Annotated in this window: 11 protein-coding genes and 2 tRNA genes; all 13 read right to left on the reverse strand. The window is 60.2% G+C overall.

Annotation, left to right across the window (positions count from 1 at the left end; translation table 11 throughout):
* Positions 1 to 5 precede the first annotated feature (5 nt).
* A tRNA-Asp gene (locus AACY50_RS06845) sits at positions 6 to 82 on the reverse strand.
* Positions 83 to 138: 56 nt separating this feature from the next.
* A tRNA-Val gene (locus AACY50_RS06850) sits at positions 139 to 214 on the reverse strand.
* 176 nt (positions 215 to 390) lie between these two features.
* Positions 391 to 1,167 (reverse strand): SDR family oxidoreductase, encoded by a 777-nt coding sequence (locus AACY50_RS06855; protein WP_339538333.1) that lies wholly within the window; start codon positions 1,165 to 1,167, stop codon positions 391 to 393.
* A complete protein-coding gene (locus AACY50_RS06860; protein ID WP_339433417.1) occupies positions 1,164 to 2,375 on the reverse strand; it encodes an O-succinylhomoserine sulfhydrylase in 1,212 nt (403 codons plus the stop codon). Before AACY50_RS06860 ends, AACY50_RS06855 begins: the two co-directional genes overlap by 4 nt.
* An 80-nt stretch (positions 2,376 to 2,455) precedes the next feature.
* A complete protein-coding gene (purF, locus tag AACY50_RS06865; RefSeq protein WP_339433418.1) occupies positions 2,456 to 3,961 on the reverse strand; it encodes an amidophosphoribosyltransferase in 1,506 nt (501 codons plus the stop codon).
* Positions 3,962 to 4,002: 41 nt separating this feature from the next.
* On the reverse strand, positions 4,003 to 4,563 hold the full coding sequence (locus AACY50_RS06870) for a CvpA family protein (RefSeq protein ID WP_039771589.1): 561 nt from the start codon (positions 4,561 to 4,563) through the stop codon (positions 4,003 to 4,005).
* A gap of 98 nt (positions 4,564 to 4,661) precedes the next feature.
* Positions 4,662 to 5,309, reverse strand: coding sequence for an SPOR domain-containing protein (locus AACY50_RS06875; RefSeq protein ID WP_339465522.1), 648 nt, complete (start codon positions 5,307 to 5,309; stop codon positions 4,662 to 4,664).
* Positions 5,293 to 6,600, reverse strand: coding sequence for a bifunctional tetrahydrofolate synthase/dihydrofolate synthase (gene folC / locus AACY50_RS06880; RefSeq protein ID WP_339538334.1), 1,308 nt, complete (start codon positions 6,598 to 6,600; stop codon positions 5,293 to 5,295). The genes AACY50_RS06875 and folC overlap by 17 nt, the downstream gene beginning before the upstream one ends.
* Positions 6,597 to 7,517, reverse strand: coding sequence for an acetyl-CoA carboxylase, carboxyltransferase subunit beta (gene accD / locus AACY50_RS06885; protein ID WP_339433421.1), 921 nt, complete (start codon positions 7,515 to 7,517; stop codon positions 6,597 to 6,599). The genes folC and accD overlap by 4 nt, the downstream gene beginning before the upstream one ends.
* Positions 7,518 to 7,717: 200 nt before the next feature.
* The gene (locus AACY50_RS06890) at positions 7,718 to 8,344 is read right to left on the reverse strand and encodes a phosphoribosylanthranilate isomerase (protein ID WP_339433422.1); all 627 of its coding nucleotides are present in this window, start codon (positions 8,342 to 8,344) and stop codon (positions 7,718 to 7,720) included.
* A 64-nt stretch (positions 8,345 to 8,408) separates the two neighbouring features.
* Positions 8,409 to 9,233 (reverse strand): tRNA pseudouridine(38-40) synthase TruA, encoded by an 825-nt coding sequence (gene truA, locus AACY50_RS06895; protein WP_339433468.1) that lies wholly within the window; start codon positions 9,231 to 9,233, stop codon positions 8,409 to 8,411.
* A gap of 272 nt (positions 9,234 to 9,505) precedes the next feature.
* The gene (locus tag AACY50_RS06900) at positions 9,506 to 12,145 is read right to left on the reverse strand and encodes a FimV/HubP family polar landmark protein (RefSeq protein ID WP_339538335.1); all 2,640 of its coding nucleotides are present in this window, start codon (positions 12,143 to 12,145) and stop codon (positions 9,506 to 9,508) included.
* 208 nt (positions 12,146 to 12,353) lie between these two features.
* Complete coding sequence (locus AACY50_RS06905; protein ID WP_339433424.1) at positions 12,354 to 13,364, reverse strand: aspartate-semialdehyde dehydrogenase; 1,011 nt, start codon at positions 13,362 to 13,364, stop codon at positions 12,354 to 12,356.
* Positions 13,365 to 13,422: the final 58 nt, after the last annotated feature.

Genomic DNA, 13,422 nt, shown 5'->3' on the forward strand with positions numbered 1-13,422 from the left:
AAATATGGCGCAGCGGACGGGACTCGAACCCGCGACCCCCGGCGTGACAGGCCGGTATTCTAACCGACTGAACTACCGCTGCGCGTCGGTGCAGGCACTTTCAGCCTACGCTCTTGCTTACGCAAGTCTCTCGGGGAGTGGTGGGTGATGACGGGATCGAACCGCCGACATTCTGCTTGTAAGGCAGACGCTCTCCCAGCTGAGCTAATCACCCGTTTGCATCTCCGAGGCCGCGAAATTTACGCAGGTAGTGAACCTAAGTCAATAGCAGGATTGAAGTTTTTTTCAAAAACAGCTTTCAGCGATAAGTGTCGAGCAACAAGCAAAAGCAAGAACACATACACCAGGCGCCTCACTGCCGTGCTTTGACTTACAGCTTGAAGCTGGCTTTCACTGCGCGTAAATCATCTTCTTGGTCATACCGCCATCGACCACGAACTCCTGCCCGGTGACAAATCCGGCATTGCGCGACAGCAGCCACGCCACCATCGCCGCCACATCCTCGACCGTCCCTACCCTGCCCGCCGGATGTTGGGCATGATCGGTATCGGCCAGCGGTTCGGCGCGACGCGCGCAAGGATCGCGCGCATCGATCCAGCCCGGACTGACTGCATTGACGCGAATCTCTGGCCCGAGGCTGATAGCCAGCGCATGCGTCAACGCCAACAGACCGCCCTTGCTCGCCGCATATGCCTCGGTATCCGGCTCGGACTGCCCGGCACGGGTCGACGCCAGATTGACGATCGAGCCGTTGTGCGCTCGCAGATAAGGAGCACAATGCTTGGCCAGCAACATCGGCCCACTGAGATTCACCGCCAGCACCCTATTCCAGTAAGCCAGATCCAGGCTTTCCAGGGTGATGTTGTGCGGATCAGCGACCGCCGCATTGCACACCAGCGCATCGAGACGCCCAAACTGCCCCAACACCTCAGCCACGCCCAGCGCGACCTGGCTTTCCTGCGCCACGTCCATGGCGATGAACCAGGCGTTCTCGCCCAGCACTTTCGCCACTTTCGACCCACGCGACCGATCAAGATCCGTCAGCACGACCTGCCAGCCTTCGCTGATCACCCAGGCAGCGATGCCCAGGCCGATTCCTCGCGCGGCACCCGTGACCAGCGCAACACGGCCATGGGTCCCCGCTTTCAGAGTGGACAACTCGATCACAACGCCGCCAGACCGCGCGCCAGGTCGGCTTGCAGGTCGACCACGTCTTCCAGCCCTACGGCGATGCGGATGAGACTGTCGCGAATGCCTGCTGCTTCACGCTCCTGCGGCGCGAGTCGGCCGTGAGAGGTGGTGCTCGGGTGCGTGATGGTGGTTTTGCTGTCGCCGAGGTTGGCGGTAATCGAGATCAACCGGGTTGCATCAATAAAACGCCAGGCGCCCTCTTTGCCACCCTTGACCTCGAAACTCACCACGGCACCGAACCCCTTCTGCTGGCGCTGGGCCAACTCGTGCTGCGGATGGCTCTTGAGACCGGCGTAATGGACTTTTTCGATGCCCTCCTGCTGCTCCAGCCATTCAGCCAGTTGTTGCGCGTTGGCACAGTGGGCCTTCATCCGCAGGTTCAGGGTTTCCAGACCTTTGAGGAAGATCCACGCGTTGAACGGGCTCAGGGTTGGCCCGGCGGTACGCAGGAAACCGACGACCTCTTTCATCTGCTCGCTACGACCAGCCACCACGCCGCCCATGCAACGGCCCTGGCCGTCGATGAATTTGGTCGCCGAGTGCACGACGATGTCCGCACCGAGCTTCAATGGCTGCTGCAACGCAGGCGTGCAGAAGCAGTTATCGACCACCAGCATAGCGCCCTTGGCGTGAGCGATTTGCGCCAGCGCGGTGATATCCACCAACTCAGCCAGCGGATTGGAGGGCGACTCGACGAACAGTAATTTGGTATTGGGCTTGATCGCCGCCTCCCAAGCCGAAAGTTCGGCCAAGGGTACGTAATCGACTTCAACGCCGAAACGCTTGAAGTACTTCTCGAACAGGCTGATGGTCGAACCGAACACACTGCGCGATACCAGAACATGATCGCCGGCACTGCACAGACTCATCACCACCGCCATGATCGCGGCCATACCCGTGGCGGTCGCAACAGCCTGCTCGGCGCTTTCCAGCGCCGCAATGCGCTCTTCAAACGCGCGCACCGTGGGGTTGGTGTAACGCGAGTAGACGTTGCCCGGCACTTCACCAGCAAACCGCGCAGCCGCGTCGGCAGCGGTGCGGAACACGTAGCTGGACGTAAAAAACATCGGATCACCGTGCTCACCTTCCGGCGTACGGTGCTGACCGGCACGTACGGCCAGGGTATCGAACGCTACGCCTTCGAGGTCGCTATCAAGCCGACCGGCATCCCATTCCTGACTCATGCTGTCACTCCTTGCCCTGCGCTGAATAAATGGAAGTCTTTTGCCAGATACAAAACCGGCCCCTCAGGGCCGGTAGAAACTCAGTTGTTGTACAGATCGATGATCGCACTGACCGCTTGGGTCTTGACCTTCGAGGCATCGTTGCGTGCCTGTTCGATCTTGTCCAGATAAGCCTCGTCGACGTCGCCAGTGACGTACTTGCCGTCGAACACCGCGCAATCGAAGTTTTCGATCTTGATCTTGCCGCCGCCGACCGCTTCGATCAAGTCAGGCAAGTCCTGATAGATCAGCCAGTCAGCACCGATCAGATCAGCCACATCCTGAGTCGAACGGTTGTGAGCGATCAATTCATGAGCACTTGGCATGTCGATGCCGTACACGTTCGGGAATCGCACTGCTGGAGCGGCCGAGCAGAAGTAGACGTTTTTCGCGCCGGCTTCGCGGGCCATCTGGATGATCTGCTTGCAAGTGGTGCCACGAACAATCGAGTCGTCGACCAGCATCACGTTCTTGCCGCGGAATTCCAGCTCAATGGCATTGAGCTTCTGGCGTACCGACTTCTTGCGGGCAGCCTGACCCGGCATGATGAAAGTACGACCGATGTAACGGTTCTTGACGAAACCTTCGCGGAACTTCACGCCCAGATGGTTAGCCAGCTCAAGCGCTGCAGTGCGACTGGTGTCGGGGATCGGGATAACCACATCGATGTCGTGCTCTGGACGCTCGCGCAGGATCTTCTCGGCGAGCTTCTCACCCATGCGCAGACGGGCCTTGTAAACCGACACACCATCAATGATCGAGTCCGGACGCGCCAGGTAGACGTGTTCGAAGATGCACGGAGTCAGGGACGGGTTGGTCGCGCACTGACGGGTGTGCAGCTTGCCGTCTTCAGTGATGTAGACCGCTTCGCCCGGTGCCAGGTCGCGAATCAGAGTGAATCCGAGCACGTCCAGGGAAACGCTTTCCGAGGCGATCATGTATTCGACGCCTTCGTCGGTGTGACGCTGGCCGAATACGATCGGGCGAATACCATGCGGGTCACGGAAACCGACAATGCCGTAACCGGTCACCATTGCCACGACGGCGTAACCGCCAACGCAACGGTTGTGCACGTCGGTGACAGCGGCAAACACGTCTTCTTCGGTCGGCTGAAGCTTGCCGCGCTGGGCCAGCTCGTGAGCGAAAACGTTCAACAGCACTTCCGAGTCGGAACTGGTGTTGACGTGACGCAGATCGGATTCGTAGATCTCTTTGGCCAACTGCTCAACGTTGGTCAGGTTGCCGTTATGCGCCAAGGTGATGCCGTAAGGCGAGTTGACGTAAAACGGCTGAGCTTCGGCCGAAGTCGAGCTGCCCGCAGTCGGGTAGCGAACATGACCGATACCCATATGGCCGACCAGGCGCTGCATGTGACGCTGATGAAACACGTCACGCACCAGACCATTATCCTTGCGCAAGAACAACCGGCCATCATGGCTGGTCACGATACCGGCAGCGTCCTGGCCGCGGTGCTGGAGCACGGTTAGCGCGTCATACAGCGCCTGATTGACGTTCGACTTACCGACGATACCGACGATGCCACACATGCGACGCAACCCCTACTTTATGGATCTGAACTGAACAACACTCACTGCGGCGTTTTGGCCGACGGCAAGAGCTGCTCCTTGAACGGAATATCAGCGGGTACGCTGATTCCGCTGGCAAGCCACTGACTGCTCCACCCGAGAATCAGGTTTTTGGACCAGTCGGCGACCAATAGAAACTTTGGCACGAGCTGTGATTCTTTCCACCACCCGTCCTGCTGTACCGGCCCCAGGCTCAACAGCCCGACCGCCACGACCACCAGCAACACGCCACGCGCAGCGCCGAAGGCCATGCCGAGGAATCGATCGGTCCCGGATAACCCGGTGACGCGAACCAACTCGCCGATAAGATAATTGATCATTGCGCCCACGATGAGTGTGGCGACAAACATGATGGCACAGCCCGCGATCACGCGGGCCGATGGGGTTTCGATGTATCCGGCGAGGTACTCGGACAGTGAGCCACCGAACATCCAGGCGACAGCTCCTGCGATGATCCAGGTCACCAGCGATAATGCTTCCTTGACGAAGCCGCGGCTCAAACTGATCAAAGCGGAGATGGCGATGATTGCAACGATCGCCCAGTCAACCCAGGTAAATGGCACAGTGCAGCCTACAGACGGATAAGGCGGCGCATTTTAGCAGAGCGCATGGCTGTCGGTAAGCTGCGATTGTCAGTGCTTTTCAATCAGCGTGATAGTTTTTAACCGCGCTCAGGCTGGAAGCGCACGACAAAACCCTTGAGGTTCTGCTGGCGACTCAACAAATCACGCAGACGATCGGCCTCAGCGCGCTCGATCAGAGGCCCGACGAACACCCGATTCTTGCCATCGGCAGAACGGATGTAGGCGTTGTACCCTTGGCTGCGCAGGGTTTTCTGCAGGCTTTCGGCATTGGCACGGCTCGACAGGCTAGCCAGTTGCACCGACCAGCTCACCGACAGACCATTGGCATCGACACGACTCTGCGTGGTGTCAGGCTTGGTCGGCGCTGCAGCAATAGGCTGAGAAGGCGCAGGAATCGGCTTGGCCACGGGTGCCGGAGTCGGCTTGGTGACTGGCGCCGAAGCCACAGGTGCCGGTGAAATCGGCGCAGAAGGCGCCGATTGCTCGGCGACCTCTTCATCACTTGGCACAGGCTCTTGCGGCAAGTCTTGCGGCTCAGGCACGGCAACCGGCTCCAACTGCACTGGCGTCACGGCAGGCGCTTGCGGAGCAGCCGGCGCATCAACCGTGACCTGGCGCTGCTCATCCTGCCGGGAAAACAGCATCGGCAGGAAAATCACCGCCAGCGCCACCAACACCAGAGCGCCGACCATGCGCTGTTTGTACGCTTTATCCAGCAAAGCCATTTGCCGCTTCCTCCGTGGAGCGCCGGACCAGCCATTCAAGGGCCTCGGCGACACAATAAAATGATCCGAACAACAGAATCTCGTCGTCGCTTGTGGCCACAGCGCACTGCCCTTCCAGAGCGGCGGCGACACTATCGTATGACGTGACGGATGCGCCAAGGTTCTGCAATGCCGCATGTAATTCATTCACCGGGCGAGCACGTGGCGAATCGAGCGGCGCCACAGCCCAGTGCTCGACACTAGCATTCAATTCGCCGACAACACCCTCCAGATCCTTGTCCGCCAGCAAGCCGAATACCGCCAGACGTTTGCCAACCGGAGGCCGCGAAGCCAGGCGACGAGCCAGATACTCGGCCGCATGCGGATTGTGACCGACATCCAGCAACAGGTTCAGGCGCTTGCCGTTCCACTCGAACGGACGGCGATCCAGACGCCCAACCACACGCGTCGCCTGCAAGGCCGCCGCGATCTGCGGCGCATTCCACGGCAAACCGAGCAATAAATAAGCCTGCAACGCCAGCGCGGCGTTTTCCATCGGCAGATCGAGCAGTGGCAGATCGTGCAACTCGACAACACAGCCCTGCGCGTCAGTCCCGCGCCACTGCCAGTACCGATCAGTGATGCCCAGGTCGAAGTCACGCCCACGCAGGAAGAACGGGCACGCCAGTTCGCGAGCCTTGTCGAGTAGCGGTTGCGGAGGATTGAGGTCGCCACACAAGGCCGGCTTGCCCTGGCGGAAGATACCGGCCTTCTCGAAGGCCACAGACTCGCGTGTATCACCCAGATAGTCGGCGTGATCAACACCAATGCTGGTCACCAGTGCGATATCGGCGTCCACCACATTGACCGTATCCAGACGCCCGCCCAGACCGACTTCAAGCACCACAGCGTCAAGCCCGGCCTGCTGAAACAGCCAGAACGCCGCGAGGGTGCCCATTTCGAAGTAAGTCAGGGAAGTGTCGCCGCGCCCAGCCTCTACGGCAGCAAAAGCCTGGCACAACTGCGACTCAGTGGCTTCGACGCCATTGAGTTGCACCCGCTCGTTATAACGCAGCAGGTGCGGAGAATTGTAGACACCAACGCTCAGGCCCTGCGCCCGCAGCAAAGAAGCCACAAAAGCGCAGGTTGAACCCTTGCCGTTAGTGCCGGTAACCGTAATCACCCTGGGCGCCGGCTGGCCCAGCCCCATGCGGGACGCTACCTGTTGCGAACGCTCCAGCCCCATGTCGATGGCCGAGGGATGCAACTGCTCAAGGTAGGCGAGCCACTCGCCAAGGGTGCGCTCGGTCATAGGTTGGCAGGCACCGGCGGAACCACGATTGGCTCGATTGGCGCTGCGACGAACACCGGCGTCGGCTTGCCGGTCATTTGTGCCAGCAGGTTACCCAGACGTGGGCGCAGTTCCTGACGGTGGATGATCATGTCGATTGCACCGTGTTCCAGCAAGAACTCGCTACGCTGGAAGCCTTCCGGCAGTTTTTCGCGCACGGTCTGCTCGATAACGCGCGGGCCGGCGAAACCGATCAGGGCCTTCGGTTCGCCAACGATCACGTCGCCTAGCATGGCCAGACTGGCTGAAACGCCGCCGTAGACCGGATCGGTCAGCACGGAGATGAACGGGATGCCCTCTTCACGCAGACGCGCCAGCACAGCGGAAGTCTTGGCCATCTGCATCAGCGAGATCAGCGCTTCCTGCATACGCGCACCACCGGAGGCGGCGAAGCAGATCATCGGGCAACGATTTTCCAGCGCGTAGTTGGCAGCACGCACGAAACGCTCACCGACGATGGCGCCCATGGAACCGCCCATGAAGCTGAATTCAAACGCCGAAACCACCACCGGCATACCCAGCAGGGTGCCGCTTACGGAAATCAGTGCGTCTTTTTCACCGGTCTGCTTTTGAGCAGCGGTCAGGCGATCCTTGTACTTCTTGCCGTCGCGGAATTTAAGACGGTCAACCGGCTCCAGATCGGCGCCCAGTTCATTGCGACCTTCGGCATCGAGGAAGATGTCGATGCGCGCCCGTGCGCCGATGCGCATGTGGTGGTTGCACTTGGGGCAAACGTCCAGGGTCTTTTCCAGCTCCGGACGGTACAGCACAGCCTCGCAGGACGGGCATTTGTGCCACAGACCTTCAGGCACCGAGCTCTTCTTGACCTCCGAGCGCATGATCGAAGGGATCAGTTTGTCTACTAACCAGTTGCTCATGCTTTCTTTCTCCAGTACCGGCGGCCCGAACGCTCTGGTTCGCAGCCCCGCGTATGCCCTTCAGCTAAATTCATGTGTGTGGCGATGATTGGTGGGGCGCCGGGCCAGCAAAACTGACCTTCGTACAACCCAAAAACCCTCAGCCTCGCCTGCTTTGTGCAAGTGCATTGATGGACGGCGGCAGACTGCCAGCCGTCACATCAATATGGCGCTTTGCGTACAGCGTTGATGAACGCCCGAATCTTTGCATGATCCTTGATGCCTTTGCTCGCTTCTACCCCACCGCTGACGTCCACCGCGTAAGGCCGAACCCGCGCCACGGCGTCTGCAATGTTCTCGGGGGTCAGCCCGCCCGCCAGAATCAGCGGCTTGCTCAACCCCCGAGGAATCAATGACCAGTCGAACGCCTCGCCGGTTCCGCCGGGCACCCCCTCGACATAGGTGTCGAGCAGCACGCCGCTGGCGGTCGGATAGGCGTTGCAGGCGCCAGCAATGTCGTCACCGGCCTTGACCCGCAATGCCTTGATGTAAGGACGATGCCAGCTTTCGCACTCATGCGCCGGTTCATCACCATGGAACTGCAACAGATCCAGCGGCACGGCATCGAGGATTTCCCCCAGCTCGCAGCGACTGGCGTTGACGAACAGGCCCACCGTGGTCACAAATGGCGGCAATGACTTGATGATCGCCCGCGCCTGCTGCACGGTCACCGCGCGCGGGCTCTTGGCGTAGAACACGAATCCGATCGCATCCGCCCCGGCCTCAACAGCAGCCAACGCGTCTTCCATGCGGGTAATCCCGCAAATCTTGCTGCGAACGGCTGACATGTCGATAAAAACTCCGAGGCAAATCCGGGAAAGTCCCGGATGGTAACAAAAGCGTTCGAGGGCGTCAGCCGTCAAGTTCCGAGAAACCCGTCAGGAAGTGTGGCCCGATAAAACGCTCGGGCAACGGGAACTCATCGTGGTACTCGACCTGCACCAGATACAGACCATACGGATGCGCCGTCACACCACCGGAACGACGTTCGCGGCTTTCCAGCACTTCCTTCATCCATTCAACCGGGCGCTCGCCCGCGCCGATGGTCATCAGCACGCCAGCGATGTTGCGCACCATGTGGTGCAGGAAAGCATTGGCGCGGATATCGAGCACGATCATCTTGCCGTGACGGGTCACGCGCAGGTGATGCATCTTCTTGATTGGCGACTTGGCCTGGCACTGACCGGCACGAAACGCGCTGAAATCATGGGTGCCGATCAGGTATTGCGCGGCCTCGGCCATGCGTTCGACATCCAGCGGACGGTGATTCCAGGTGATTTCTTCGTTGAGATGCGCCGGACGGATCTGATCGTTGTAGATCACATAGCGATAACGCCGGGCGATGGCTTTGAACCGCGCATGAAAGTGCGCCGGCATCACCTTGGCCCAACTGACACTGATGTCGTGGGGCAGGTTAATGTTGGCGCCCATCACCCAGGCTTTGAGCGAGCGATCGACTTGAGTGTCGAAATGCACCACCTGTCCACAGGCATGTACGCCCGCGTCGGTACGCCCGGCGCACTGTAGCGAAACCGGCGAGTTGGCGACTTTCGACAAAGCTTTTTCGAGGGCTTCCTGCACTGTAGCCACACCGGTGGACTGACGCTGCCAGCCACTGTAGCGCGAGCCTTTGTATTCAACGCCCAGCGCGATGCGGTAAAAGCCGTCGGGCGCCATTTCGGCGACCGGGTTATCTATGTTTGCCAAGGTGGGACAGCCTGCTGTTTTTGCAAAGGCGGGCATTATAAGGCTGTGAACCGGGGATGCCAGTGAGTTCTCTGCCGACCGGCCCAGCCTCTTCGCAAGCAAGCCCGCACACCATTGAAATGCATTCCAACGCTGGGAGCAGGCTCGCTCGCGAAGACGGCCAATCAAGCACCGCCGAATCCAACCCAAACAAAAACGGCAGCCTCAATGGGCTGCCGCTTTGTTTACCGCTAATGGCTGAATCAAACCAGGTTCGACAGCATTTCCCTGGCTTCGCCGCGCTGCTTCTCGTCACCCTCGGTCAACACCTCGTTGAGAATGTCACGGGCGCCGTCGCTGTCGCCCATATCGATGTAGGCCTGGGCCAGATCAAGCTTGGTCGCCGCCTCGTCGGTGCCGGCGAGGAAATCGAAATCGTCTTCGCCCAGATCCCCACCCAGCGCCGCATCAGCTTCGGTGAACGTTGGCTCGGCAATGCTCTGCGACAGACGATCCAGCTCGGCATTGACGTCATCGAGTTCGGCAGCGAACGCATCCGGTTCAGCGGCTGGATTGCTATCCATCTCGTCAGACAGCGACAGATCGAAATCGGCTGGCAGCTCCAGATCATCCTGCGGCACGTCAGCAACGACCGGCGGCTCGACCGGCGGCAGGTCCTTCACTCCTTCATCAAGATCCAGCAGGAAGTCGTCATCGGCCAATGCGGCCGTGGACGGGGCTGGCTCGGCACCAAGATCCAGATCCAGATCGAAATCCGACAGGTCATCCAGGTTCTCTTTGATGTCGGTCTGCTGTTGCAGCACCGATTCAAAACTCAGGTCGTCGTCTGACGGGAATTCGTCGAGTTCAACGGGCGCTTGCGGCTCAACGACGGGTGCAGGCTCCACCGGGGTAATGTTGTCGAGGTCATCCAGACTCAGGTCAAACGTGCTGTCCAGATCATCTTCCACAGATGCCGGTGCGGGCTCTTGCGGCTCATCCAGCAGCAAGTCCTTGACGTATTGTGCATCCAGTTCGGCGGCGACAGCGGCAGCCGCCAGACCAGCCGTAACCGCTACCGCCATGGCCGGGAAGCGACTTTTCAGTTCTTCGACCTTGGCGAAGTTGTCGCCATTGGCCACCAATTGACGCTCCTGCCCCACGAACGCATCGCGGTCGCCCTGCTGACCGTAGACTTCCATCAACTTCAGACGCAGGTCACTGCGCTGCGGCTCGAGGCTGACGCCCTCTTCCAGCAACGCAGCAGCCTGGTTCAGGCGACCGGCACTGATGTGCGACTGCGCCTTGTCCAACACATCGTCAGAACGCTCGGCTGCCGGCGCAACCAGTGGCGCGGCAATAGGTTCGGCCATCACGATAGGCGCCACTACTGGCGCTGGAGTTGGCGCTGGAGCCGGCGTATTGAGTTTGACGCTCGCAGCAGGCACTTCCAGACCTTCGAAGCTGCTTTCCGGCAGATCCTGCTCGGCGGAGAAGTCTTGTTCATCGGCCAGAGCGCGGGCCATGCGCACATGCTTATCGGCTTCTTGCTGGGCTTTGCGGCGACGGGCCAACAACAGCAGCAAGAGCAGCAGAACGACGGCACCACCACCGACCAGGCCCAGCAGGACCGGATTGGTCAGCAGTTCGTTGAATGTCTTCTCGTCATCGACAGCCGGTTTCGGCTCGACAATTGGAGTCTCAGCCGGCGTATCAACCGGCGGCGCAATAGCCGATTCCGGGGTCGGAGAGGCCGATGCAGCTTCTGCAGGCGTAGCAGCCAACTCGGCGGTGATGGCCGGCACCGGTGCAACAGCAGGATTCACGGCTGGCGCAGCGCCAGGCCCTTCGGCCTGCATTTTCGCCAGTTGATTGTTCTTCAGCTCGATCAGGCGTTGCAGCTTGTCCAGTTGGCTTTGCAGATCGGCCATGCGGCTTTTCAGTTCCTCATTGTCACGACGAGTCGTGTCGAGGCTTTCCTGAGTGACCGCAAGCTTATCGCTCAAGGCCTTGGCATCGCCTGCCGGGCCTTTACCGCGCGCCTTCGCGCTTTCGGCCGAAACCAGGCTCAGCTTGTCTTCGGCATTCGGCGCAATACCGGTATTGGCGCGACCACGCTTGGTCGCATCAAGCTGTTGCTGGCCGGTGCCAGGCTTGGCCACATAGCGACGCCCCTGACGCCAGGCTTCGTTCTGCGCTGCAACTTCAGCGATGGCCCTGGACTGCGGCAGCGCAGTGCTTTGCACCGAGTCCGGCAAGCGCAGCACCTGACCGGTTTTCAGCAGGTTGATGTTGCCGCCAATGAACGCGTCCGGGTTAAGCGCCTGAATCGCCAGCATGGTCTGCTGCACCGAACCACCGTTGCGCGCCTTTGCCGCGATTTCCCACAAGGTATCGCGTGGCGTCGTGGTGTACTGGGCAGGATGCGTTGCGCCAGTGGTCGGCGCGGTGATGGTTTGCGACGGCGCCGGTTGCGTGGCGGCGTCAGCGGTCTGCGGCGAGAACTTCGACGGATCGAGCAACACGCTGTAATCGCGCAGCAGACGGCCATTGGGCCACATCACCTGCACGAGGAATTTGACCATCGGCTCCGACAACGGCTTGCTCGACGTCACGCGCAGTACGCTTTTGCCGCTGGCGTTGAGCACCGGGGTGAAGGTCAGATCGTTTAGAAAGGCCTGACGATCGACGCCGGCCTTGGCGAAATCTTCAGGGGAAGCCAGGCTCGGCACCACTTCGGCCGCGGTGAGATCCTTGACGTCGAGCAACTCGATCTCGGCCATCAGCGGCTGGTTCAGGGTCGACTTCAGGGTCAGCTCCCCGAGCCCGAGGGCATGCGCCATACCGGAGGACAGCGCCGAGGCGGCCGCTATTGCTAACACCAGTTTGCGAACTTGAACCATAGCCTCATCCTTTGTTTGAACGTTCCTCGGCCAGCGAGAAGATGTTGATTGCCGCTGCCGTAAGGCATTGCGCGCGACGACGACAGATGCCGCACGCGATCATTTCATTGATGCCCCGGAAGGTCCCGGAGGGTGACACGTCGTCAAGCGCTTCGGGCAAGCATAGCGCTCACCTAGAATCGGTCGACAAATTGTTGCCAAGTATCTTTTACAGCAGGTCTTTTATCAACAATTCAGCCACCTGCACAGCGTTAAGGGCTGCACCTTTGCGTACGTTATCTGACGTCAGCCACAGATTAAGTTCCGCCGGGTCGTCGACACCACTGCGCACGCGACCGACATAGACAACGTCCTGCCCTACCGCATCACCGACTGCTGTCGGGTAATCACCGGCTTCAACCAGCTCGATTCCCGGCGCATCTTCGAGTGCAGCGTTGATTTTTTCCAGGTCGACAGCCTTTGCTGACTGCAAGGTCACGCTAAGGCTATCGCCAAAAAACACCGGGGCTTGAACGCAAGTTGCGGAAATCTTTAATAAAGGCTGGGCCAGCACCTGACGCAACTCGCGCACCAGACGTTTTTCCAGCAGCGTATGGCCCGCTGCGTCAGGCGTGCCGACCTGAGCCAGCAGATTGAACGCCATCTGCCGGTCAAAGAACGTGGGCTCCAGCGGACGCATGTTCAGCAGTTCGGCAGTCTGTCGCGCCAACTCGCTGACCGCTTCGCGCCCCTGGGCGGAAACGGCCAGATTGGCGGTGACATTCACGTATTGCAGGTCGATCAGATCACGCAGCGGCGCCAGCACCACGGCGAGCGTGGTAGCCGACGGACTCGGGCTGCTGACCTGAAACGGCGCTTTCAAACCGGCAAGCACATCGGCGTTGGCTTCCGGCACCACTTGCGGCGCTTGCTCGGCCGACAAGGCGCCGGACAGGTCGATCAGCGAGCAACCGGCGGCATGGGCGCGAGCGGCGTAGCTCAGGGTGATGGCCGGGCCGGCGGCGAAGAACACCAGTTTGACCTTGCTGAAATCGAACTCATCGACTTCGCGCACGCGCACATTCTTGTTACGGAACAGCACAGAGCTGCCGGCAGACTCGCTGCTGGCCAGCAGGTGCAGGTTGCCGACCGGGAAGTCGCGCTCTTCGAGAATCTGTACGAGGGTTTCGCCGACAGTACCGGTGGCGCCGATCACGGCAATATCTAGGGTCTGGGTCATGGTGCGGCCTCTGGCGAAACGGGGGGAGCGGCACTTTACCGGGTGACCGCCATGCAGG

This window comes from Pseudomonas sp. RA_15y_Pfl2_54, assembly GCF_963971015.1.
In the GTDB taxonomy this organism is placed as follows: domain Bacteria; phylum Pseudomonadota; class Gammaproteobacteria; order Pseudomonadales; family Pseudomonadaceae; genus Aquipseudomonas; species Aquipseudomonas baetica_A.